Below are 22,168 nucleotides of genomic sequence, written 5' to 3'. Positions count from 1 at the left end.
CCGGCCGATGAGACGCGCCGGCGTGTTCGCCGGCCGCTGAGAGGAGATCATCATGGGAAGCGGACGCTGGTCCACCGACGTCTACTCGGCTGCGGCCTCCTACCGCGCCGCGACCGGCACGAGCGCCTTCGCCTACAGCGACAGCGGCGCCCGCAAGGCCCACCCCGCGCTGGACCCGCAGGGGGTCGGCGCGCGGGAGAGCCGCGACAGCGACGAACACCCCTGCAGCACGCCGATCGCCGTCCTGTTCGACGTGACCGGCTCGATGGGCACCGTCCCGCGGACCCTGCAGACGAAGCTGCCGCAGCTGCTGGGCCTGCTGACCCGCAAGGGATACGCGACCGACCCGCACATCATGTTCGGCGCGGTCGGCGACGCCACCTGCGACCGGGTGCCTCTGCAGGTGGGACAGTTCGAGTCGGACAACCGGATGGACGAGGACCTGGCCCGGATCGTCCTCGAGGGCGGCGGTGGCGGGCAGCGCACCGAGTCGTACGAGCTGGCGATGTACTTCATGGCCCGGCACACCAGCCTGGACAGCATCGCCAAGCGCGGCCGGCGCGGCTACCTGTTCCTGATCGGCGACGAGATGCCGTACGCGACGGTCAAGCCGAAGGAGGTCAATAAGTTCATCGGCGACGACCTGCGCGAGCCGATTCCCGTCGAGCGGATGATCGCCGAGTTGCAGCGCACGTTCGACGTGTACTTCATCGTGCCCACCGCGGCCGGCTGGGGCGGGGACGCACAGATCCTGGCGCACTGGAAGCGGCTGCTCGGCCAGCAGGTCATCGAGCTGGACGACCTGGACGCGGTGTGCGAGACGATCGCGCTGACCGTCGGGCTCGGCGAGGACGCGATCGACCTCGACGCGGGACTGGCCGACCTGGTCGAGGTCGGTTCGGCCGCCGGCGCCTCGGTCGGCCGGGCGCTCGCGCCGATCGGGTCGGGCCGCGGCGCGGTGGTCCGGTCCGCTGTGGACACCGGAACGGCCGGGTCGGGGAACGAGCGGCTGTGAACGGGCACCTCGCGGTCGCCGACCTCGGCTACGGCGACGCCGGCAAGGGCACGGTGGTGGACGCGATCTGCGCTTCGAACCGAATCGCCGCGGTGATCCGGTTCAACGGGGGAGCGCAGGCCGCGCACAACGTCGTCGCCGGCGGCCGGCACCACACGTTCGCGCAGTTCGGGTCGGGCACCTTCCACGGGGTGCCCACCCACCTCTCCCGGTTCGTCGTGGTCGACCCGCTCGCGCTGGCCGCCGAGGCGGCGTCGCTGGGCAACCCGTTCCACCTGCTCACCGTCGACGGCGCGGCACTGCTCGCCACGCCCTGGCACCGGGCCGCGAACCGGGCCGCCGAGCGCCGGCGCGGCGGGGCGCGGCACGGTTCGTGCGGGATGGGCATCGGGCAGACCATGGCGTACGCACTGAGCCACGCCGACGCCCCGCGGGTGGCCGACGTGCTCTCGCCCGCCCGCCTGCGCCGCCGTCTCGCCGCGGTGCGCGACCGGCTGACGGCAACCTACGGGGAGCTCGACGCGCCACCGCTGGACGACGTGGCCGACGCCTTCACCGCGTTCGGCGCCACCGTGTCCATCGTGGACTCGTCGTACGCGGACCGGTTGCTGGGCCGGGGTCCGTGCGTCTTCGAGGGGGCGCAGGGCGTGCTGCTGGACGAGTGGCGGGGCTGGCACCCGTACACGACCTGGTCCACGACGACGTTCGACAACGTGGCGGCGCTGTGCGACTCGTTCGAGCGGCTCGGGGTGGTCCGCACGTACACGACCCGGCACGGCGCCGGCCCGTTCGTCACGGAGGCGCCCCTCGACCTGCCCGAGCGGCACAACGGCACGGGGGAGTGGCAGGGCGCGTTCCGGGTGGGGCACTTCGACGCGGTCGCCCACCGGTACGCGGCCGAGGTGGCCGGCGGCGTGGACGCGCTCGCGGTCACCCACCTCGACGCCCCGGCCCGCTGCCCGCAGTTGCGCATCTGCACGTCGTACGAGGTCGGCGGGGTGGAATGGGACCGTATCGAGCCGGGGCCGTCGCGCGACCTGGACCACCAGGCCCGGCTCACCGAGACCCTGCGGCTCGCACGTCCGCGGCGGCTGCACCGCCCGGTGGACTGGGCCGGCGAGATCGGCGACCTGCTGGGCGCGCCGGTACGGCTGGAGTCGTGGGGACCCGACCGCGCGGACAAGCGCACGGTGGCCGCCTCGGTCGGCTAGAGAGTGGCCCCGCCGACCGAGGGCACGCCGCCGGCCGGCGTCTCGCGGCGCGGCAGTTCCTCGATCGCCGCCTTGCCGGTGCCGTAGTCGCCGTACGCCGTCCGCGGCTCGTCCCCGGTGACGGGCACCCGGGCCGCGGGTCCGTGCACCCAGACGGTGCCGCAGCGCGGATGGTGGAAGAACCGGTTCAGTGGAGACGTGTAGGAACCGCCCCGGGTGGAAACGCATGCAGGCATGTCGATGGATGATGAGAAGCCGGTGATCTGTCCCGCCCGGATCACGCTGGACGCCGCCCAGATCGCCTTCTTCGGGAGCCTTCCGGCGGAGGCGCCGAGCCTGCAGTCCGAGCTGCGCTGTGAGCTGGAACAGGGCCACGAGGGCTCGCACGCGGCCCTCGGCCAGCAGGTGGGCGAGACCATGTGGTGGATCCAGTGGACGCTGAGCGCCTCGGAGATCAACCCGTACACGTGGTGCCCGGCCCGCGAGCCGGCCGTGCCGAGCCGGGACGACGGCGACTGCACCCTGTTCGTCGGTCATCCCGGCCGGCATTCGTCGGCCGGGCGCACGCGGGAGGCGAGCGAGGTGATCTGAACCGGTTCAGCTCGCCGCTAGAGGTACATGCCCGTCGGCGGGTCGGTCGCCGGGACGGTCACCGGCTGGGCGCCCGTCCTGAGGGCGTACAGCTCGGCGAGGGTCGCTCCGTCGGGGCCGATGCCCTGCGGCGTGCCCAGCCAGGCGGTGGCCTCCGCGTGCGGCAGCCGCCCGACCTCGATGCTGGCCAGGCACCGCCCGGGCCGCACCACCGCGGGGTGCAGCGACGCCAGGTCCTCGTTGGTGGTGATGGCGATCAACGCGTTGCGACCCTGGCCGAGCAGGCCGTCGGTGAGGTTGAGCAGCCGCGACAGCGACTGTCCCGCGCTCGCCTTCGCCTCGCCGCTGATCAGCTCGTCGCAGTCCTCGAGCATGAGCAGCCGCCAGCGCGGCTCGTCGTCGTCGCCACCGCCCAGCGCCACGCTCATCAGGTACGCCGGGTCGCCGAACATCCGCTCGGGGTCCAGCACGCAGTCCACCTGGCACCATCCGCGCCACTGCTGGGCCAGCGCCCGCAGCGCGGTGGTCTTGCCGGTGCCCGGCTCGCCGTGCAGGAGCAGCAGGCGGCCGTTGACCGCGCTGCCGTCGAGGGTCATCAGCTGCTCGAGCGTACGGGCGACCGGAGCGGCGTAGTTAGCCCGGATGTTCTCCCACGGCGCCGCGTCGATCTCGCGCTGGACGCGGCGGGGGCCGTGCGGGCCGAAGTGCCAGAAGCCGATCGGCACGCTGTCCGCGGCGGGCTCCGGCTCCTCGACGGCGCCGGCGGTGGCCGTGGCGAGCACGGACTCGGCCAGCTCGGCGCTGACCGCGGTGACCGTGACGCGGGCGCGGCGGCTCTGCTTCCAGCGGGTGACGTGCAGCGTCCAGCCGTCGCCGGTGGACAGGCGGCCGTGGCTGTCCTCCTCGAGGGCGTCGCGCACGACCCGGGCGTCGTCGGTGGTGAGCGGCGCGTCGGCGCGGACGTTCTCGAGGTAGCTCGTGCGGCCGAACGGCTCCCGGCCCGTGACGAAGGCGTCCAGGGCGAGCAGGTCGACCACGTCCACCAGCCGGTCGCCGTCGTCGACGGATCCGGCCAGCGGCAGCGGGTTGTGGGTGGGCGGGACGGCCGCCGGCTCCACAGGGCGGCTGCCGAGCCGGTCGACGGACTGGTGGGGGGTGCGCATCCCTCCATGATCGGCTCGCCGGGGTCCGCGGTCATCCCGTTTTCGGCCAGGTTGGCCCGAACGGGACCCTGGCCTGCGAGGCTGCATTTTTCAAGATCAACGATCACAGGTAAGGTGAGGTTTACCTAACCGATTGACCCAGGAGGCCCCGACATGGCGACCCACCCGCTCATCTCGCGCCGTGGTCTGCTCTTCGGCGCAGCGGGCGTCGCAGCTGCCGGGCTGCTCGCCGCGTGCGGTGACAGCGACGCCGACACCCCCGCGGCCGGCGGCTCGTCCGCGCCGGCCGGCGGCGGATCCTTCCCCGCCGCGGTGACCCACCAGTTCGGCACCACGACCGTCGAGCAGGCGCCCAAGACCGTCGTCTCGCTCGGCTGGGCGGATGCCGACGTGCTGCTCGCGCTCGGCGTCATCCCCACCGGCATCCTCGACTGGTTCCAGGCCTGGCCGGTCGGCGTCGGCCCGTGGGCGCAGGACAGGCTCGGCGGTGCCAAGCCCACCGTCCTCAAGGGACCCGAGATCAACTTCGAGCAGGTCGCCACGCTGCGCCCCGACCTCGTCACGTTCACCAAGAGCGACAACGTCAAGACCACCTGGGAGCAGCTGGAGAAGCTGGCGCCCACGCTCAGCGGTCCCGCGGGCACCCAGCCGTACGGCACCACGCTCAAGGACCAGACGCTCACGATCGCCGAGGCGCTCGGCCGGAAGTCCGAGGGCGAGGCGCTGGTCGCCGCCAACGACAAGGCCCTCGCCGACGCGAAGGCGGCCAACCCCGGGTTCGCCGGCAAGAGCGTGGTGGTCGCGGCCGCGTTCAACGGGCAGTACGGCGCGTACACCCGCGGGGACGGCCGGGTGCAGTTCATGGAGGCGCTCGGCTTCAAGAATTCCCAGAAGATCGAGGACCTCAAGCCGGCCAACTTCTACGCCGAGGTCTCCAAGGAGCGCGTCGGCCTGCTCGACGCGGACCTCACCGTGATCTTCGGCATCGGCGCGGGCGCGGAGCTGAAGAAGGACGCCGTGCTGAACAGCATCCCGTCGGCCAAGGCGGGGCGGCTGCTCGTCATCGACGACGCCGACCTGGTCAACGCGTTCTCCACCAACTCGGTGCTGAGCACGCCGTACACGCTGGAGAAGTTCGTCCCGATGGTCAAGGACGCCCTGGCGTGACCGCGGTGGCCGAGCGGGACCACGCGGCCGCCGAACGCGCCGGATACCCCGCCCTGCCGGCGCGCGTGCGCGCCCGGGGCGGGCTCACCACGCGCGGCCTCGGCCTCGTCGCCGCGGTCGCGGTGCTGGCGGCCGTCGCCGCGCTCAGCATCGCGGTCGGCACCAAGGCGATCCCGCTCGGCACCGTCTGGGACGCGCTGGACGGGCGCCCGAGCCTCCCGGGCCGCGCCGAGGACGTCCGCATCGTCCTCGACCTGCGCCTCCCGCGCACCCTCATCGGCCTGGCCGCCGGGGTCGCGCTCGGCCTCGCCGGCGCGCTCATGCAGGCGCTGACCCGCAACCCGCTCGCCGACCCCGGCATCCTCGGCATCAACGCCGGCGCCGCGGCGGCCGTCGTGCTCGCGATCCGCGTCCTCGGTGTGGCCTCGCTCACCGGCTACATCTGGTTCGCGTTCGCCGGCGCGGCGGGTGCGTTCGCCGTCGTCTACCTGCTCGGCACCCGCGGCCGCTCCGGTGCCTCCCCGGAACGCCTCGCGCTGGCCGGCGCGGCGATCGGTGCGGCCCTGCTCGCGGTCGTCAACGCGGTCTCGCTGCTCGACGTCACGACCTTCGACCGCTACCGGCTCTGGCAGGTGGGCGCGCTCGCCGGCCGCGACCTCTCCGTCCTGTACGGGGTCCTGCCGTTCATCGCCGCCGGCACGCTGATCACCCTCGCCCTCGGGCCGTCGCTGAACGTCATCGCGCTCGGCGAGGACACCGCCCGGGCCCTCGGCGCCGGCCTCGCCCGCACGCGGGTGCTGTCGGCCGTGGCCGTCGTCCTGCTCTGCGGGGCGGCCACCGCCGCGGTCGGGCCCATCGCGTTCGTCGGGCTCGCCGTGCCGCACATCGCCCGTACGCTCGTCGGGCCCGATCAGCGGTGGCTGCTGCCGTACGCGCTGGTGCTCGCGCCGACGCTGCTGCTGGCCGCCGACATCGCCGGGCGGGTGCTCATGCGCCCGGGAGAGCTACAGGCGGGCCTGGTGACGGCGTTCATCGGCGCGCCGGTCTTCCTCGCCGTCATCCTCCGTCGCCGGATCGTGCCGCTGTGAGCAGACGGCTGACCCTGCGCGCGCCGGGTGTCGCCCTGCGCCTCGACCTGCGCACGCTCGCGGTGACGGCGCTGCTGGCCGTCGCCGCGGCCGCCGTCGTGGTGTGGACGGTCGTGGCGGTGGGCGTACGCCTGCCGCTCGCCGGCATCGCCGAGATCCTCCAGGGCGGCGGCCGCCGTGCGGACCGCTTCATCCTGCTCGACCTGCGGCTGCCGCGCGTCACCCTGGCCGTGCTCACCGGCGCCGCCTTCGGCCTGTCCGGCGCGGTCTTCCAGAGCCTGTCGCGCAATCCGCTGGGCAGTCCGGACATCGTCGGCTTCACCACCGGCGCGGCCTCCGGCGCCGTCCTCGCGCTCCTGGTCGGCGGCACCGGCCCCGGCGGCGCGGCCGTCGGCGCGGTCATCGGCGGCATCCTCACCGCCCTGATCGTGTACGCCCTCGCGGCCGTCGGCGGTGGCGCGATCCGGCGCGTCGTGCTCGTCGGCATCGGCATCAGCGCGATGCTCGTCGCGCTCAACAGCTACCTCATCGGCCGCGCCCGCCTCGACGCCGCCCAGGCCGCCGCGGTGTGGCTCGTCGGCACGCTCAACGGCCGCACCTGGGAGTACGTGCGCCTGCTCGCCCTGGCGCTGCTCGTGCTGACCCCGCCGCTGCTCCTGCTGGGCCGGCGGCTGCGGATGCTGGAGATGGGCGACGAGCCGGCGCGCTCGCTGGGCGTACGCGTGCACCGCTCCCGCCTGATCCTCGTCCTGCTGGCGGTGGCGATCTGCGCGGTGGCGACGGCGACGAGCGGCCCGGTGGCGTTCGTGGCCCTGGCCGCGCCGCAGATCGCCCGGCGCCTCACCGGCTCGGCGGCGCCGCCCCTCGTGCCGGCCGCGGTCACCGGCGCCCTGATCATGGTGCTCAGCGACTTCGTCGCGCAGCGGCTCCTGGCCCCGGCCCAGCTGCCCGTCGGCGTGGTCACCGGCGCGGTCGGCGGGGTGTACCTGGCCTGGCTGCTCAGCGTGCAATGGCGGAAGGGAAGCTGATGACGTCACGGCTGTCCGGCTCGGAGCTGACCCTCGCGTACGACAACCGGGTGGTCGCCGCCGGGCTCGACGTGAGCATCCCCGACGGCTCGTTCACCGTCATCGTGGGCCCCAACGCCTGCGGCAAGTCCACGCTGCTGCGCGCCCTCGCCGGCCTGCTCACCCCGAAACAGGGCGCGGTGGTGCTGGACGGCAGGGAGATCGGCTCCTACCGCGCCAAGGAGGTGGCCCGCCGCCTCGGCCTGCTCCCGCAGACGGCCACCGCGCCGGAGGGCATCTCGGTGGCCGACCTGGTCGCCCGCGGCCGCTACCCGCACCAGAGACTCCTGCGACAGTGGACCCCGGAGGACGAGAACCAGGTCGCGGCGGCGATGGACGCCACGGGCGTGACGGCGCTCGCGGACCGGGCGGTCGACGAGCTCTCCGGCGGGCAGCGGCAACGGGTCTGGATGGCGATGGTGCTCGCCCAGCAGACCGGCCTGCTGCTGCTCGACGAGCCGACGACGTACCTCGACATCGCGTACCAGATCGACCTGCTGGACCTCTGCGCCGACCTCAACGAGCAGGGCCGCACGCTGGTCGCCGTGCTGCACGACCTCAACCACGCCTGCCGCTACGCCACCCACCTCATCGCCATGAAGGACGGGCGGGTGGTCGCGGCCGGCGACCCGGGCACGATCATCACCGCGGACCTGGTGCACGACGTGTACGGGCTGCCCTGCGAGGTCATCCCGGACCCGCAGACCGGCACCCCGCTGGTGGTGCCGGCCGCCCGCTCGGCCCGGGCCGCCCGCCTGACCCGCTGACGTCCCGCTGCCCGGGCCCGCCCGCCTGACCTGCTGACGCCCCGCTGCCCGGGCCCGCCCGCCTGACCCGCTGACGCCCCGCTGCCCGGGCCCGCCCGCCTGACCTGCTGACGCCCGCTGCCGGGGCCCGGGCGGCTGACCCGCCGGCGGTCGCCGCTCGGGCCGCTGCCTGCGCCGGGCCGGGCGCGCCGGGATCACATGCGGGTGAGGACGAAGACCGGGATCAGGCGGTCGGTCTTGGTCTGGTAGTCCGCGTACGCCGGCCACACCTCGCAGGCGCGCCGCCACCAGGTGTCCCGCTCCTCGCCGGAGACCTCCCGCGCCGCGTAGTCGTGCCTCTCGGCGCCGTCCTGCAGCTCGACGTGCGGGTTCTTGACGATGTTGTGGTACCAGACCGGGTGGGTCGGCGCGCCGCCCTTGGAGGCGACGACCGCGTACTCGCCGTCGTGCTCGACCCGCATGAGCGGGGTCTTGCGCAGCTTGCCGCTCTTCGCGCCCAGCGTGGTGAGCAGGATGATCGGCACGCCTTGCAGGGTGTTCGCCTCGGCGCCGCGGCTGGCCTCGAACTTCTCCGCCTGCTCGCGCGCCCAGTCGGAGGGGCTGGGAGCGTACTCGCCGGTCAGTGGCATGGTGATCCCTTCACAGTGCTAGTAGTCCGGCGGCGGTCGGCCGGAAACCGCACGCCCGCAGGTAGAACGACGACAGCTCCGGCAGGAAATCCACGTGCAGCCAGCGGCACCCGGCCCGGCGGGCCCCGTCGGCGGCGGCGGCGACCAGGGCCGTGCCGACCCCGGCGCCGCGCACGTCCGCGGCCACGACCGTGTCGACGACGAACGCGTGCTCGCCGCCGTCCCACGGCACGTTGACGAAGCCGGCCAGCCGGTCCCCGTCGTACGCGCAGACCCAGCCCAGGCTGTGCCGGCGTACCCGGGCCTCCCAGTCGGTGCCCAGCGGCCCGGTGCCGAAACCCTCGGCGTGCAACGCGTCGAGCTCGGCGTTGACGAATCCGGCCCGCCACCCGTACGCGATCGTCACGCCTGAAGCGTAGAGCGCGCCAGCGCCGCGGCGAGGGTGGCGTTGCGCACGGCGAACGCCGCCCAGCCCGGTGGCGCCGGCTCGGCCGGGCGGCTCGTGCGGCGCTGCGTCCACGTCCGCAGCCGGCCGTCGCGCACCGTGCACGAGACCAGGAGCCCGTCCGACCAGCCCTCGACCGTGAGGGCCACCGCCTCGCGGGTCGTGACCTGCTGCGGCGCGGTCACCCACTCCAGCGCCCGCACCTCGTCCTGCACGCGGGCCGCCAGCTCGAACGCGAGCGCTGCGGCCGCTCTGTCGCGTACCCCTTCCAGGAATGCCCGGGCCGCCGCGACCGCGCCGGCCTCGCGGTGCAGGACCGACGCGACGGTCGCGGCGAGATCCTCGCGATCGGCCGGCGCGACCCCGCGGCGTGCGGCGAGGTCACGCTCCGCGCCGGTCAGTCCCGTCCTCGTGTACGCCAAGGGCTGCACGCGGTGCAGCGCCTGCACCGCCGTCCGCGCCCGCACCCCGCCCAGGTACGGACCGAAGAGGGTCACGCCCGGCGTCGCGGCCACCGGCTCGTGGACGGCCCGCACCCCCGCGGTGGCCGGCCGGGCATCCACCACCAGGTACGCCGGAACCTCCTGGCCGCCACGCGTCCTGTTCCACCGCGGCAGCGACTCCTCGAGCAGGTTCCGCTCCAGCCAGGCCGCCTCGTGCACCGAATCGCAGCTCAGCGCCTCGATCCGGGTCACCCGCGGCACCATCCGGGCCAGGTGCCGCCGATCGCCGAGGCCGCCCCAGTACGAGGCCACCCGCGAGCGCAGCCCGGTCGCCCGGCCGATGTAGAGCACCCGGCCCCGCTCGTCCCGGAACCGGTAGACGCCCGGCGACGACGGCAACGCGGCGATCATGCGCCGGATCTCGGGTCCCACCCGATCAGTATCCGCCCGGTAGGGTTCCGGCCATGCCCTCGATCGTCTCCGATGGCGTGGACCAGCCGGCCGCGGTCGACGACGCCTTCCTTCCGCCCGTCGCGGCATGATCGCGCGCATCCTGCCGGCGACCGTCCGTTCGGCGTACGCCCTCGACGACCCGCCCACGGCCACCCTGTTCCCGGAGGAGGCGGCGCTGGTGGCCACCGCGGCCCCCAAGCGCCGCAACGAGTTCACGACCGTACGCCACTGCGCCCGCCAAGCCCTCGCGACACTCGACGTCCCCCCGGCGCCGATCCTGCGCGGCGACCGCGGCGCGCCGATCTGGCCGTCCGGGATCGTCGGCAGCCTCACGCATTGCGCGGGCTACCGGGCGGCGGCGGTCGCGCGCGCCCGCGACGTCACCGGCGTCGGCATCGACGCCGAGACGCACGGACCGCTGCCCGGCGGCGTCCTCGACCTGGTGTCGCTGCCCGCCGAACGGGAGCACCTCGCGGAACTCGCGCAGCAGCACCCGGACGTCTTCTGGGAACGGTTGCTGTTCAGCGCGAAGGAGTCGATCTACAAGGTGTGGTTTCCGCGTACGGGAGAGTGGCTGGGGTTCGAGGAAGCCGAGGTGACCTTCGATCCTCACGGTGCGGGGTTCTCGGCGCGGGTGCTGCGGGATGGTCCGTTCTCCTCGCTGGCGGGGCGGTTCCTGGTCGTCGACGGGCTTGTGCTGACGGCGATCGTCCTTTCCTGACCTCGGCCCCTCAGCTCAGGGCTCGGCCTTGCTTCTCGGTTCTGCGGCCCCGGGTTCGGCTTCTCATGAGCGCGACGCCGGCGAGGACCGTCGCGATCACTCCCAGGACCAGGGCGACCACCGCCCCGGCCAGGCCGTTGCCCGTGCCCAGGCCGCCGGCGGCGTTCGCGGCGTGCAGGCCGCCGACGACGGCGCTGACGATCCCCGCCGCAGCCGCCGCGACTGCGGCCTTCTCCGCGGCGGTGGCGTTCGTGGTGCGATCGGTCCGCCCCGCGCGGGCCAGTGCCCATCCCGCGGCCACCACACCGGCGAGGGCGATCAGGGCGGCGATGCTGGGCACGAGCCGCCCTTCGCCGAGTTCGTACGACATGGGAGCCCTCCTTCTCTGACGATGCCGTCGATCGTCGCGTCCCGGAACCGGCCCGTCGCCCGCCGGTGGGCGACAGCGCATACGCAGCTCGACGTACGCCGCTACGCCGCCGGGAGGATCCGGTGCGGGTGCCGGGCTCCTAGACTCACGGCATGCCGTACCGCCCGCCCGTGTGGGCGCAGGACCTGCTGCTGGCACTGTTCGTCGTCGTCATGCAGGTCCAGGGCACGGTCTCGCGTACGCACGGCGACCCCGGAACGGTCGTGCGCCCGCTGACGGACCTCGGCCACCTCGGCTACGTCCTGCTGATCGCGGGCGGCGCGGTCATCGCCGTACGCCGCCGCCGGCCCGTCGCCGTCTTCGCCACGACCGCGCTGATCAGCGTGGCTTACTACGTCCTCGGCTTCCCGGACGGGCCGGGCTGGCTCGGCCTCTTCGTGGCCCTCTACACCCTCACCGCCCTCGGCGACGGACGCCGGTCGCTGATCGTGGCCGGAACCGGGATCGCCGTCCTCGCCACCGTCTGGCTGATCGCGGCCGACGGCATCCAGCCGCCGGCCGCGATCGGCTGGGTGTTCTTCCGCATCGGCGCCTCGGTGATGAGCGCGGCCCTCGGCGAAAGCGTCCGTACCCGGAAGGTCATCGCGGCCGAAGCGGTGCAGCGGGCCGAACTGGCGGAACGAACCCGGGAGCGGGAGGCGTCGGCCCGGGTTGCCGAGGAACGCCTCCGGATCGCCCGCGAGGTCCACGACACGGTGGCGCATGCGATCGCGGTGATCAACGTCCAGGCGGGGGTGACCGCCCACGTGCTCGCCCGGGACGGTGGCGCTGGTCCTGATGCTCCTGCGGTTGCCGGGCCCGCCGGCGGTGGTGCTGGGTCCGAGGCTCTTGCCGTTGCCGGGCCCGCCGGCGGTGGTGCTGGGTCCGAGGCTCTTGCCGATGCTGGGCCCGCCGGCGGTGGTGCCGGGTCCCAGGCCGGGCGACCGCCGGATCGGGCGCGGGAGGCTCTCGAGGTCATCGAGCAGACCAGTGCGCGGGCGTTGCAGGAGATGCGGACCATCCTGGGAGTGCTGCGCGGCGCCGGCGACGGGCGGGCCCCGCACCCCGGTCTCGGCGAGATCGGCGAGCTCACCACCGCGGCGCGCGCGGCCGGCCTCGACGTACGGCTGGAAGCGGCGTCCGCGCCCCCGGCCGTGCCGACGGCCGTGGGCAGCGCCGTATACCGGATCCTGCAGGAGTCGATCACCAACGTGATCCGCCACGCCGGGCCGACGCGGGTCACGGTGGCCGTCGACTACGACGCCGACGAGGTGCGGATCCGGGTGACCGACGAGGGCCCGCGCCCCACCCGTGCCGCGCCTCGGCGGCCCGCCTCCGCAGCGGCCGGACCGTCCCCGGCAGGCCCGGATCCCGGTGGGCCGGGCCGCGGGATAACGGGCATGCGCGAGCGCTGCCGGCTGCTGGGCGGGGACCTCGACGCCCGTCCGCGGGACGGCGGAGGGTTCGCTGTCACCGCCACGCTGCCGCTCACCTCCACCGCAACGGCGAACGCATGACCGGCCCGGGCATCCCGGCGCGGCCCGTGACGGTCGTGCTGGCCGACGACGAACGCCTCGTACGGTCCGGCTTCCGGCTGCTCCTCGACAGCGAGGACGGCATCACGGTCGTCGGGGAGGCCACCACGGGCGCCGAAGCCGTGGCACAGGCCCGCGCCCTGCGCCCCGATGTGGTGCTCATGGACATCCGCATGCCCGGGATGGACGGCATTCAGGCCACCCGGGAGGTCGCCGCCACGGCCGGGCTGCACGGGGTGCACATCCTGATCCTGACCACGTACGACACCGACGAGTACGTCTTCGAGGGCCTGGAGGCCGGCGCCAGCGGCTTCCTGCTCAAGGACGCCGGCCCCGCGGAGCTGCTGCACGCCGTCCGCGTGGTGGCCGCGGGAGACGCCCTGCTCGCACCGGCCGTCACGCGACGGCTCATCGCCCAGTTCACGGCCCGGCGAACGGCCGACAAGGCAGCCTCGCACCGGCTCGCCGTCCTCACCGACCGCGAACGCGAGGTGGTGGCGCTCGTCGGCCAGGGACTGCGCAACGACGAGATCGGGGCGGCATTGTTCCTGAGCCCGGCCACCGCCCGTACGCACGTGAGCCGCGCCATGGTCAAGCTGGGCGCCCGCGACCGGGCGCAACTGGTCGTCATCGCGTACCGGACAGGACTCGTCACCCCGTAGCGGCGTGGGGGCTACGGTCGACGGGTGTTTCCTACGGTGGAGCCGCTGGGCGCGGGGCTGGAGCACAACGCGTACCTGCTGAACGGCGACCTCGTGGTCCGCTTCCGCCGAGCCCCGGCGGCCGACGCGGAACCACCTGCGCCGGCTGCGGGCACGGTCGGCGGCGGGGTTGGGGTCGATGTGGGCGCGGAGGCTCGGTTGCTGGAGTTCGTGGCCGGCATCTCGCCGGTGCCCGTGCCTCATCCGATCTTCGCCGACCCTCGCGGCGGCTGCCTGGCCTGGCCGCGGCTGCCCGGCGTACCGCTCATCGCCGTCGAGCCTCGCCCGGACGTGGCGGCGCAGCTCGGCGCTCTCCTCGCGGCCCTGCACGCCGTGCCGCCCGAGCGGGTCGCCGGCTTCGCCCAGGTGGACGACGCGCCGCCGGAGGAGTGGCTGGCCGAGGCGCGCGAGCTGTGGCCGTCGGTCGCCGAGCGGGTGCCGGCGGCGTACCGTGCGGCCGTCGCGGCGTTCCTCGCCACCCCGCCGCCGGAGCCCGCGCCGGTGCTGGTGTTCTCGCACCAGGACCTCGGCATCGAGCACGTGCTCGTCGACCCCGGCACGGGCACGGTGACCGGCGTCATCGACTGGAGCGACGCCGCGGTCGGCGACCCGGCCCGCGACTACGGCCTCATCCTGCGCGACCTCGGCCCGGCCGCCCTCGCGGCCGCCTCGCCGCCGGAGGACCCGGCGGCGGTCCAGCGGGTCTGGTTCCATGCCCGCTGCGGTCTCGTCGCCGACCTCGCCTACGGGATCGAAACCGGCCGTCACGAGTACGCGACCAAGAGCCTCACCGCCCTCTCCTGGCTCTTCCAGCCGTGAGCCAGGGCGGCGACACACGGTCGTGACGCCCGAGCGCACGTACCGCTGCGCCGTTCCCGACGGGCTTGCCCCGTCCAGCCGCCGCCTCCATCTACTTGTCCGCGAGCCGTTGCGCGAACGCCATGAGATCCCGCCGTTCGATGGCCGCCGCCATCAGATCCGGGAACGCGTCGGGCGTGCACGCGAACGCCGGCACCCCCATGGCCGCCAGCGCCGCGGCGTTCTCGTGGTCGTACGCCGGCGCGCCCTCGTCCGACAGCGCCAGCAGCACCACCACCTGCACCCCGGCCGCCGTCATCTCCGCCACCCGCCGCAGCATCTGTTCCCGGACGCCGCCCTCGTACAGGTCGCTGATCAGCACGAAGATGCTGTCCCGGGGGCGGGTGATGAGCTGCTGGCCGTACGCGATGGCGCGGTTGATGTCGGTGCCACCGCCGAGCTGGGTGCCGAACAGCACCTCCACCGGGTCGGCGAGCTGGTCGGTCAGGTCGACGACCGCCGTGTCGAACACCACCAGCGACGTCTTCAGCGACCGCATCGAGGCGAGCACGGCGCCGAACACGCCGGAGAACACCACCGACGCCGCCATGGAGCCGGACTGGTCGACGCAGAGGACGACGTCGCGCTGGATCGCGGTGGTGCGGCGGCCGTAGCCCACGAGCCGTTCCGGGATGACCGTACGGTGCTGCGCCTGATAGTGCTTCAGGTTGGCGCGGATCGTACGGTCCCAGTCGATGTCCGTCAGCTTCGGACGGTTGATCCGGGCCGCGCGGTTGAGCGCCCCGCTGATCGCCGCCCGGGTCTTCTGGCTGATCCGCTGCTCCAGGTCGGCGACGACCCGGCGGACGACCTGACGGGCCGCGTCCTTCGTCTGTTCCGGCATGACCCGGTTGAGCGACAGCAGCGTCCCGACGAGGTGGACGTCCGGTTCCACTGCCTGCAGCATCTCGGGTTCGAGCAGCAGCCTGGTCAGATCCAGGCGCTCGATCGCGTCGGCCTGCATGACCTGCACGACCGTGCTGGGGAAGTACTCACGGATGTCGCCGAGCCAGCGGGCCACCTTCGGTGCGGACCCGCCCAGCCCCGCGGACCGGGACGTGCGCGTGCCCTCGCTCTCGCCCGTACCGTCGTAGAGCGCGGCCAATGCGGCGTCCATGCGTGCGTCGCGGCCCTCCGCCGTACCCAGGGCTTCGTCGGCCGGGCCACCCAGCACGAGCCGCCACCGGCGCAGGCGCTCGCGCCGCGCCGGGTCTTCGATGCCGGTCATCCGACCTCCCTGCCCAAGAGAATCCCCAGCGTGGGCAGCGCCCGCGCCGCCCTTTCGTGATCCAGTTCCACCGGTGTCTCCGCGCCGCGCGCCCCGGTGCCGGCGATCCGTTCACCGATCGCGCGGCGCTCACCGGTGGCGAACGCCCCGAACGTCCGGCGCAGCAGCGGCAGCACGTCGTCGAAGGCGTCCGCCGGGATGTCGGCGAGCCACTCGTCGAGCAACGCCAGCAGCGCGTCGTCGTGCACGAGCAGGAGCCCGCCCCCGGACAGGAAGCCCTCCACCCACGCGGCGCCGTGCGCGGGTGGTGTGCCGATCGTCAGCGGCAGCCGCAATCGCCGCCGCACCTCGGTGGTCTCGAGGCGGCCCGCGTCCAGCAACAGCCGCGTCAGCCGGCCGGCGAGCAACCCGTGCAGGTCGGCGCGGCGTGACACCGACTCCAGCGTGGCCAGCCAGCGGTCACGCAGCTCGTCGTCGTCGAGCAGGCCGACCGCCCGGTGCACCCCGTCGACATGGGTGCGCAGCTCCTTCGCGGCCTCGTCGGACAGCGAACCCACCGCCGCGGGCAAGCCCGCGCACACCCGGGTGAGCAGCCCGGCGGCCACCGACTCCAGGCCCGCGACATCGGTACGGCGCACGTCGCCGTACCGCAACGTGCGGGCGAGCGCGGGGATCGCGGCCATCAGATGGTTGAGGTCGGCGTCGACGGCGGCCCGGGCGTCGAGCGCGGCGAGCACCGGCGGAAACGCGTCACCCAGATCGGCGAGCAGGCACACCTCGACCAGCGCGGTCACGTCCCCGAGCGTGGCGGCGTCGCGGGCGGCGTCGGTCACCTTCGTGGTCGCGGCGGCCGCCACGGTCGTGCCGTACATGCTGCCCTCGACCAGTTGGACCGCGAAGTCGGGTAGCCACCGCAGCCGCCACTGCTCCCGGAACGTGCCGGTGCCGCGCCGCGCGGTGTCGGGCTCACCCCACGGCACGCCGATCGCGCGCATCCGGTGCAGCAGCCGGCTGCGTGCCAGGTCGATGTCGCGGCGCAGGTCCAGCTCGAGGGACCGTTCCAGGGCCTCCGGCTTGAGGCGTACGGCCCGCTGCTGCGCGGCCAGGTCCTTGGCCAACGGTACGGCGGGCATGTCGTCGGGCACCGCGCCCAGCCGCTCCCCGACGACGAGTCGCCGCCCGATCAGCTCGGTGCGCAACGGCTCCCCGTCGCACATCACCGCCTCGGCGGCCTCGGTGACCTCGGCGAGCCCGGCGAGCGGCCGGCCCCGCAGGGTGGCGAGGGCCTCGGCCAGCCGCGTCGCCTCGATGACGTGCGCGGACGACGTCGGCACCCCCTCGGCCCGCAACACCCCGGCGGCGTCGACCAGCCACCGCGGGACCACATCGGACCCGGTGGCGAACAGGTGGTGGTACCAGCCGGGCGACCGGACCCCGGCCCCGTACCCGGACCACGAGGCGAGCCGCCCGTACGTCCACGGCACCCACGTGAAGGTGACCTTCGTCTTCTTCCGCCCCTTGAGCAGCGCGGCATCGTCCTTGACGGCAACCTTGCGAGCCAGTGCGGGCACATGCCAGGCACCGCACACCACGGCGATGTTCTGATGCGTTCGCCGCACCTCCCGCAGCACGGTCCGCATGTACGCCTCGCGCACCAGATCCTCGGGATCCTCGGGTGACGACTCGCGGATCGCGGCCATCGCCTCGGCGATCGCCTCGAACGCGGGCATGCCCCGATGCTCGACGACGTCCTCCCACCACCGCTCCGGATCGTCGTACCCGGCGGCGCGCGCCAGCTCACCGATCGGATCGACCGGCCGGAACCTGGCCGGCGGCTGGTCCACGGTCTCGGCCTCGTCCTCTGCCGGCGGCTGAGCCGTGCTCCCGGCCGCCGGCCGGCCCGCATTCTCGGGTTCCGGTGCGGCCGACGGGACGTCGTCGTCCACAGACGACGGTCCGCCGGCCGAGGGAAGGACCCCACCGCCCGGGGCCGCCTGACCACCCGGGGACGGCGGTCCCGCGGCCGGCGGCGTGTCCGGCGTGCGTGTGTCCGTCAGCCGGTACGCATACGGCAGGTCGAAGAACCGGACCGGCACGCCGTTCGTCACCGCCCACCGGATCGCCTGCCATTCCGGCGAGAACACGGCGAACGGCCAGAACGCCGACCGCCGCGGATCGTCCGCCGCATAGCCGAGCAGCGCGACCGGTGGCTGCAGGCCCTCGTCGGCGACCCAGCGCACCAGGTCGTCGGCCTCCGGCGGCCCTTCGACGAGCAGGATCGACGGGCGCTGCCGGTCCAGCTCGGCCACCACCGCACGGGCGGACCCCGGGCCGTGATGCCGGATGCCGTAGAGCCGCTCGCCCACCGCGGGCGGCGCGGCCTCGAGCGTCGCGGACCGGGTGCTGTCAGGCATCGCGGGCCGCGCGGTAGAAGTCACGCCAGTCGCTGCGTTCGCGGATCACCGTCTCCAGGTATTCGCGCCACACCACGCTGTCCGACACCGGGTCCTTGACCACCGCGCCGACGATGCCGGCGGCGACGTCGCCCGGGTGCAGGGTGCCGTCGCCGAAGTGGGCGGCCAGCGCGAGACCGTTGGTGATGACGGAGATGGCCTCGGCGGTGGAGAGCGTGCCGGTCGGCGACTTGAGCTTGGTGCGGCCGTCTTCGGTCATGCCGCTGCGCAGCTCGCGGAAGACCGTCACCACGCGGCGGATCTCCTCCAGGGCGGCGGGCACCTCCGGCAGGTCGAGCGAGCGGCCCATCTGGGCGACGCGGCGCGCGACGATCTCGACCTCGTCGTCGGCCGAGGCGGGCACCGGCAGCACGACCGTGTTGAACCGCCGGCGCAGCGCGCTGGACAGCTCGTTGACGCCGCGGTCGCGGTCGTTGGCGGTGGCGATGAGGTTGAAGCCGCGCTGCGCCTGGACCTCGGTATTGAGCTCCGGCACCGGCAGCGTCTTCTCGGAGAGGATCGTGATCAGCGCATCCTGCACGTCGGACGGGATGCGGGTGAGCTCCTCGAGGCGGGCGATCGCGCCGGTCTGCATGGCACGCATGACCGGGCTGGGGGTCAGGGCCGCCTCGGACGGGCCCTCGGCGAGCAGGCGGGCGTAGTTCCAGCCGTACCGGATGGCCTCCTCCGCCGTGCCCGCCGTGCCCTGCACCAGCAGCGTCGAGTCTCCGCTGATCGCCGCGGCGAGGTGCTCGGACACCCAGGTCTTGGCGGTGCCGGGCACGCCGAGCAGCAGCAGCGCACGGTCGGTGACCAGGGTGGAGACCGCCACCTCCATGAGCCGGCGCGGGCCGACGTACTTCGGGGTGATCTTCGCGCCGTCGCCGAGCAGGTACGTCACGACCGCCTGCGGGGACAGCCGCCAGCCGGGCGGGCGGGGCCGGTCGTCGGTCGCGGCGAGCAGGGCCAGCTCGTCGGCGTACTGGTCCTCGGCGTGCGGGCGCAGAGCCGTCGGGCCGGGCTTACCGGACGCGCCCTCCCCGGCGTCGCCGGGAGCCTGCGGGAGGCGCTGTTCGGTGCGGTCGGTCACTGGAACTCCTGGAGCATCTCGTGGCGGAAGGTGAGGATGCGGGCCAGCTCGGCCACCGGGCGTACCCGCGAGGGGTCGGCGGAATCCTGGTCGAGCTGAGCCGCGAGCGTGGCGAGGTGCGTCGCGTACGCGGGTGGCATGGCGAGCGCGGCGGCCCGGCACAGCTCCGCGAGCTGCCAGCTGTGCCGGTCGGTACGGGCCCGGTGCGCGATCGTCTCGACGACCGCGACGGCGAGCTCGTCGGGCCACACGCCGGGATGGACGGCGAGGAGCCGATGAGCGAGGTGGTCCTCGCGGCGCAGGAAGTCGGCGGCGATCCGCGCGAGGTCGGCCGGGGGCAGCAGCAGGTGCAGGTCCCAGCGCACCGCCTCGCGCAGCCCGGCGGTGTTCTCCCGGGTGTCGTTGTGCACGAGCGCCGCGGCCCAGGCCGAGTCGCCCTGCACGATCGCCGCTTTCGCCCAGCCGTGCAGCAGCGGCGTCTCCCAGTCGTTGCCGCGGGCGAGGTCCACGACGGCCGAGGGGTCCCGGCCGAACGCCTCGGTCCAGGTGGCCGGCGGCGTGCCGGCGACGACCTCCTCCAGCAGCCACGCCTGGACGCCGGTGCCGCGGGCGGGCTGCGCGGCCACCCCGTCGCGGCGCAGCTCGGGGGTCAGCTCGGCCGGCGGCGTGACCACGAGCCGGTCGCGGCCGAAGGTACGGCGCTCGAGGCGTACGGCGGCGACGGCACGTTCGGCCATCCGGCGACCGAGGGTCGACCCGGGCAGTCGTTGCAGCAGGTCCAGGGCGGCCTCGCGCACCTCCTTGCGGCGGTCGTCCAGCACCGTGTCCAGGAACTCGTCGTCGGCGGGGGAGAGACCGGTGCGCAGCGCGCCGACGAACCGCGCGCGGTCCTCCGGCGCCTCCGTGCCCCAGGTGCTGCGCAGCAGGGCGAGCCCGGCGGCCGGGTCGGCCTCGCGCAGCCGGGTGAGGTGGGCCAGCCGTTCTCCGCCCGTACCCGTCTGCCAGACCGCAGGATCCTCGGCGACGGGCGTGCCCGGCGCCTCGTCGCGCAACCACCGCCAGTCGGGCCGCATGGCGGCCAGCCAGGAGCCGCGCTGACCCGCCACCCGGCCGACAGCCGGCCGGATCACGGTGTTGCGGCGGCCGGCGTCCAGCAATGCCGGCAGCGACTCCGGTGGCACGTGCCCGCCATGCGAGGCGGCAGCCGTGAGCCACTGAGCGAGCAACTCCTGCACCTGCTGGGTCCCGCCGGGCGCCCCGCCGTCGGTCAACAGCCGCAGCAGCCGCGCACCGGCCGCGGCGGGCAGCGGCCGGTCGGTCTCGGCGGGGGAGGGCTCGACGGCCGGATGCCCGCCGGCCGGCGTCGTGCCGGCCCGGCGGTAGACGAGGGCGGCCGCGGCCGACTCCAGCAGGGAGCTCCCGGCCCCGACGGGCAGCGGCCGGTCACCGACGACCACTGTGGAGGACGTCCAGGGCCGGCGCGCCGTGCCGACGAGCGCGGTGGCCAGCAGGTCGGGCGGCAGCTCGGGAGCGCGGGGCGCGCTGCCGTCGAAGACGCCGGGCGCCGCGGGGACGAACCTGCCGTCCACCCACGCCGAGAGCGGCCGCAGCCCCGCCGGTGTCCATTCCGCGGCGACGGTCGCAGGCGCGCCGCCGGCGGCGGCCAGCAACCACCAGGGCTCCCGGTGACCCGCGGCCAGCGGCAGCGACTCGCCCGCTGCGTCGGTGAGATGCCCGTCCGCGCTGGGTGCGACGCCGGCGAGCAGCATGGGCACGTCGTGACGCCACGGCTCGGCGGCGAGCACGTCGGTCCAGCGGCTCAACGCTTCCCGCAGGCCCGTCGCGCCGACGGGCGCGGCCATCGGGCGCGGTGTGGTCTGCCGGTCCTTGAGCAGCGCGCGCAGAGGCGCGGCCCCGGGATAGAAGCACAGGTCGGCATCGAACGACGTGCCGGGCACCAGATCCGCGGCGAGCGTCTGCCCCGGCGCGGCGAACGACAGGTGCAGCGCAAACCGTCCACTCTCGACACCGAGCAGCCAGATGCGCCGCGTGGTGATCGTGCCGTCGTCGCTGTCGGTCCGGCCGAGCACCTGCCAGTGGTCGTGCACGGCGGGTGTGGCGAGGACGTCCTCCGTGGCGACGGGGAAACCGATCCGCGCCCGCACGGTGGCCGCCAGGTCGGGCGGGAGGGCGTCGAGACGTTCGTGGCCGGCGACCAGCAACCGCAGCATCGCCAGGTCGCCGAGGAGCCGGTCGGCCCAGGACGGACCGATCCCGGCCACGCTGCCCAGCCGCCTTACCGCGGACGCGGCGGCCGGGGCCTGGGCGTCGACGAGCCGGGCGGCCATCGTGTCGAACGGGCGGTGACCGGCCTGCTCGGCGGCCGCCAGCCCGTGCTGCACCTGATCGTCGAGCCACCGGCTCAGCTCCGCCATGCCGGCCGCGACCCGGTCCTCGCGCTGGCGGGCGCGCTTCTCCGCGGCGGCCGGGTCGGCCGGTCCGGCGCTCTTCGGGGCGGCCGCCTTGGCGGCCCGCGCGGCGCGGCCCGCCTGCCATTCCGCGACGAACGCGGGCGGCGTGGCGGCCGGGTCGGCAGCACCGCCCTCGGCCCACATCAGCAGCAGGCCCAGCGCGTGCTTGCAGGGGAACTTACGGCTCGGGCAGGAGCACTTGTACGCCGGACCGGACAGGTCCACGCACACCTGGTACGGATTCTTGCCGCTGCCCTTGCACAGCCCCCACAGCACGTCGTCGAGCAGGCCGCACTCCTGCCACTTCCCGGGAGAGCTGACGCTGCGGGCGCCCTTGAGCGACCCGGCGTCGGGGGCGACGGCGGTGACCTGGGCTGCGGACCATCGTTCAACGGGCACCGGAGCACTGTAGAAGCCGGGTACGACGTTTTCCGCCGGACGGGTGACGTCCCAGCTCACGGGCGGAATGACAGGTGGCCGGCCGGTCGGCGGCGTATGCTGGCGGTCCCCGGCGCCCGCGTCGTGGACGCCCGTCCGCGCTCGTTCCATCCGGACGTCCGGCCCGGCTGCGCGCCCCGGCCGGTGGGCCGGGTCCCGGCGCTGCGGCATCCCCGGAAAGGAAACCCCGGCGGGCTTTCCTCAGGTCCCGGTCCCTGCCGGACG

At 74.4% G+C, this 22,168-nt stretch carries 21 protein-coding genes; 11 read left to right on the top strand and 10 right to left on the bottom strand.

All coding sequences use genetic code 11. The features are described 5' to 3' along the window. The first annotated feature begins 52 nt into the window (after window positions 1–52). Window positions 53–1,015, top strand: a complete 963-nt coding sequence (locus tag AB0K03_RS38760; protein WP_364696353.1) for a hypothetical protein — start codon at window positions 53–55, stop codon at window positions 1,013–1,015. Further along, window positions 1,012–2,226 carry an adenylosuccinate synthetase gene (locus AB0K03_RS38755; RefSeq protein ID WP_364696350.1) on the top strand — a complete coding sequence of 405 codons (1,215 nt, stop codon included), beginning with the start codon at window positions 1,012–1,014 and terminating at the stop codon, window positions 2,224–2,226. The genes AB0K03_RS38760 and AB0K03_RS38755 overlap by 4 nt, the downstream gene beginning before the upstream one ends. Here the strand turns inward: AB0K03_RS38755 and AB0K03_RS38750 are convergent. Further along, window positions 2,223–2,462 (bottom strand): hypothetical protein, encoded by a 240-nt coding sequence (locus AB0K03_RS38750; RefSeq protein WP_364696347.1) that lies wholly within the window; start codon window positions 2,460–2,462, stop codon window positions 2,223–2,225. The two genes, AB0K03_RS38755 and AB0K03_RS38750, sit on opposite strands and share 4 nt — an antisense overlap. Before the next feature lie 4 nt (window positions 2,463–2,466). Between AB0K03_RS38750 and AB0K03_RS38745 the strand changes: the two genes are divergently transcribed. Next, the gene (locus AB0K03_RS38745; protein WP_364696344.1) at window positions 2,467–2,817 is read left to right on the top strand and encodes a hypothetical protein; all 351 of its coding nucleotides are present in this window, start codon (window positions 2,467–2,469) and stop codon (window positions 2,815–2,817) included. 17 nt (window positions 2,818–2,834) lie between these two features. On the opposite strand, the gene AB0K03_RS38740 is transcribed toward AB0K03_RS38745, so the two are convergent. Continuing rightward, window positions 2,835–3,980 carry a DUF5925 domain-containing protein gene (locus AB0K03_RS38740; protein ID WP_364696341.1) on the bottom strand — a complete coding sequence of 382 codons (1,146 nt, stop codon included), beginning with the start codon at window positions 3,978–3,980 and terminating at the stop codon, window positions 2,835–2,837. 153 nt (window positions 3,981–4,133) lie between these two features. On the opposite strand from AB0K03_RS38740, the gene AB0K03_RS38735 reads away from it, so the two are divergent. From AB0K03_RS38735 to AB0K03_RS38720, 4 genes are read left to right on the top strand one after another with little or no spacing between them, the layout of a single operon-like run. Further along, entirely contained in the window at window positions 4,134–5,147 is a 1,014-nt protein-coding gene (locus AB0K03_RS38735; protein WP_364696338.1) for an ABC transporter substrate-binding protein, read from the top strand. A 53-nt stretch (window positions 5,148–5,200) separates the two neighbouring features. After that, complete coding sequence (locus AB0K03_RS38730) at window positions 5,201–6,235, top strand: iron chelate uptake ABC transporter family permease subunit (protein ID WP_364696403.1); 1,035 nt, start codon at window positions 5,201–5,203, stop codon at window positions 6,233–6,235. Next, the gene (locus tag AB0K03_RS38725) at window positions 6,232–7,263 is read left to right on the top strand and encodes an iron chelate uptake ABC transporter family permease subunit (protein WP_364696335.1); all 1,032 of its coding nucleotides are present in this window, start codon (window positions 6,232–6,234) and stop codon (window positions 7,261–7,263) included. The genes AB0K03_RS38730 and AB0K03_RS38725 overlap by 4 nt, the downstream gene beginning before the upstream one ends. Beyond that, window positions 7,263–8,069 (top strand): ABC transporter ATP-binding protein, encoded by an 807-nt coding sequence (locus AB0K03_RS38720; protein ID WP_364696332.1) that lies wholly within the window; start codon window positions 7,263–7,265, stop codon window positions 8,067–8,069. Before AB0K03_RS38725 ends, AB0K03_RS38720 begins: the two co-directional genes overlap by 1 nt. A gap of 194 nt (window positions 8,070–8,263) precedes the next feature. On the opposite strand, the gene AB0K03_RS38715 is transcribed toward AB0K03_RS38720, so the two are convergent. Genes AB0K03_RS38715 through AB0K03_RS38705 form a run of 3 tightly spaced genes read right to left on the bottom strand, consistent with a single transcriptional unit; the run spans window position 8,264 to window position 10,018 of the window. Further along, window positions 8,264–8,698: a nitroreductase family deazaflavin-dependent oxidoreductase gene (locus AB0K03_RS38715; RefSeq protein WP_364696329.1), complete on the bottom strand. Its 435-nt coding sequence runs from the start codon at window positions 8,696–8,698 to the stop codon at window positions 8,264–8,266. Between the two features lie 10 nt (window positions 8,699–8,708). Next, the gene (locus AB0K03_RS38710; protein WP_364696326.1) at window positions 8,709–9,104 is read right to left on the bottom strand and encodes a GNAT family N-acetyltransferase; all 396 of its coding nucleotides are present in this window, start codon (window positions 9,102–9,104) and stop codon (window positions 8,709–8,711) included. Next, complete coding sequence (locus AB0K03_RS38705) at window positions 9,101–10,018, bottom strand: hypothetical protein (protein WP_364696323.1); 918 nt, start codon at window positions 10,016–10,018, stop codon at window positions 9,101–9,103. Before AB0K03_RS38705 ends, AB0K03_RS38710 begins: the two co-directional genes overlap by 4 nt. A gap of 106 nt (window positions 10,019–10,124) precedes the next feature. Here AB0K03_RS38705 and AB0K03_RS38700 point away from each other — a divergent pair, with 106 nt between their 5' ends. Further along, on the top strand, window positions 10,125–10,760 hold the full coding sequence (locus AB0K03_RS38700; RefSeq protein ID WP_364696320.1) for a 4'-phosphopantetheinyl transferase superfamily protein: 636 nt from the start codon (window positions 10,125–10,127) through the stop codon (window positions 10,758–10,760). Between the two features lie 10 nt (window positions 10,761–10,770). On the opposite strand, the gene AB0K03_RS38695 is transcribed toward AB0K03_RS38700, so the two are convergent. Next, window positions 10,771–11,130, bottom strand: coding sequence for a DUF6223 family protein (locus AB0K03_RS38695; RefSeq protein WP_364696317.1), 360 nt, complete (start codon window positions 11,128–11,130; stop codon window positions 10,771–10,773). 152 nt (window positions 11,131–11,282) lie between these two features. On the opposite strand from AB0K03_RS38695, the gene AB0K03_RS38690 reads away from it, so the two are divergent. Genes AB0K03_RS38690 through AB0K03_RS38680 form a run of 3 tightly spaced genes read left to right on the top strand, consistent with a single transcriptional unit; the run spans window position 11,283 to window position 14,224 of the window. Next, on the top strand, window positions 11,283–12,686 hold the full coding sequence (locus AB0K03_RS38690; protein WP_364696314.1) for a histidine kinase: 1,404 nt from the start codon (window positions 11,283–11,285) through the stop codon (window positions 12,684–12,686). Continuing rightward, entirely contained in the window at window positions 12,683–13,366 is a 684-nt protein-coding gene (locus tag AB0K03_RS38685; RefSeq protein ID WP_364696311.1) for a response regulator transcription factor, read from the top strand. The genes AB0K03_RS38690 and AB0K03_RS38685 overlap by 4 nt, the downstream gene beginning before the upstream one ends. 24 nt (window positions 13,367–13,390) lie before the next feature. Then, the gene (locus AB0K03_RS38680) at window positions 13,391–14,224 is read left to right on the top strand and encodes an aminoglycoside phosphotransferase family protein (RefSeq protein ID WP_364696308.1); all 834 of its coding nucleotides are present in this window, start codon (window positions 13,391–13,393) and stop codon (window positions 14,222–14,224) included. Window positions 14,225–14,315: 91 nt separating this feature from the next. Here the strand turns inward: AB0K03_RS38680 and AB0K03_RS38675 are convergent, their stop codons facing one another. From AB0K03_RS38675 to AB0K03_RS38660, 4 genes are read right to left on the bottom strand one after another with little or no spacing between them, the layout of a single operon-like run. After that, a complete protein-coding gene (locus tag AB0K03_RS38675) occupies window positions 14,316–15,491 on the bottom strand; it encodes a VWA domain-containing protein (RefSeq protein ID WP_364696305.1) in 1,176 nt (391 codons plus the stop codon). Next, window positions 15,488–17,905, bottom strand: coding sequence for a DUF5682 family protein (locus AB0K03_RS38670; RefSeq protein WP_364696302.1), 2,418 nt, complete (start codon window positions 17,903–17,905; stop codon window positions 15,488–15,490). The genes AB0K03_RS38675 and AB0K03_RS38670 overlap by 4 nt, the downstream gene beginning before the upstream one ends. Further along, window positions 17,898–19,034: an AAA family ATPase gene (locus tag AB0K03_RS38665; protein WP_364696299.1), complete on the bottom strand. Its 1,137-nt coding sequence runs from the start codon at window positions 19,032–19,034 to the stop codon at window positions 17,898–17,900. The genes AB0K03_RS38670 and AB0K03_RS38665 overlap by 8 nt, the downstream gene beginning before the upstream one ends. Then, entirely contained in the window at window positions 19,031–21,904 is a 2,874-nt protein-coding gene (locus AB0K03_RS38660) for an SWIM zinc finger family protein (RefSeq protein ID WP_364696296.1), read from the bottom strand. Before AB0K03_RS38660 ends, AB0K03_RS38665 begins: the two co-directional genes overlap by 4 nt. Window positions 21,905–22,168 lie beyond the last annotated feature (264 nt).

The organism is Actinoplanes sp. NPDC049316, from assembly GCF_040677315.1.
Classification (GTDB): domain Bacteria; phylum Actinomycetota; class Actinomycetes; order Mycobacteriales; family Micromonosporaceae; genus Actinoplanes.
The sequence above is the reverse complement of the archived record's forward strand: the minus strand, read 5'-3'. Positions and strand labels throughout refer to the sequence as shown.

Coding starts and splice junctions, on each gene's coding strand:
- AB0K03_RS38760 (WP_364696353.1), top strand. CDS start 53: ATGGGAAGCGGACGCTGGTCCACCGACGTCTACTCGGCTGCGGCCTCC.
- AB0K03_RS38750 (WP_364696347.1), bottom strand. CDS start 2,462: ATGCCTGCATGCGTTTCCACCCGGGGCGGTTCCTACACGTCTCCACTG.
- AB0K03_RS38745 (WP_364696344.1), top strand. CDS start 2,467: ATGGATGATGAGAAGCCGGTGATCTGTCCCGCCCGGATCACGCTGGAC.
- AB0K03_RS38740 (WP_364696341.1), bottom strand. CDS start 3,980: ATGCGCACCCCCCACCAGTCCGTCGACCGGCTCGGCAGCCGCCCTGTG.
- AB0K03_RS38735 (WP_364696338.1), top strand. CDS start 4,134: ATGGCGACCCACCCGCTCATCTCGCGCCGTGGTCTGCTCTTCGGCGCA.
- AB0K03_RS38720 (WP_364696332.1), top strand. CDS start 7,263: ATGACGTCACGGCTGTCCGGCTCGGAGCTGACCCTCGCGTACGACAAC.
- AB0K03_RS38715 (WP_364696329.1), bottom strand. CDS start 8,698: ATGCCACTGACCGGCGAGTACGCTCCCAGCCCCTCCGACTGGGCGCGC.
- AB0K03_RS38700 (WP_364696320.1), top strand. CDS start 10,125: ATGATCGCGCGCATCCTGCCGGCGACCGTCCGTTCGGCGTACGCCCTC.
- AB0K03_RS38695 (WP_364696317.1), bottom strand. CDS start 11,130: ATGTCGTACGAACTCGGCGAAGGGCGGCTCGTGCCCAGCATCGCCGCC.
- AB0K03_RS38690 (WP_364696314.1), top strand. CDS start 11,283: ATGCCGTACCGCCCGCCCGTGTGGGCGCAGGACCTGCTGCTGGCACTG.
- AB0K03_RS38685 (WP_364696311.1), top strand. CDS start 12,683: ATGACCGGCCCGGGCATCCCGGCGCGGCCCGTGACGGTCGTGCTGGCC.
- AB0K03_RS38675 (WP_364696305.1), bottom strand. CDS start 15,491: ATGACCGGCATCGAAGACCCGGCGCGGCGCGAGCGCCTGCGCCGGTGG.
- AB0K03_RS38670 (WP_364696302.1), bottom strand. CDS start 17,905: ATGCCTGACAGCACCCGGTCCGCGACGCTCGAGGCCGCGCCGCCCGCG.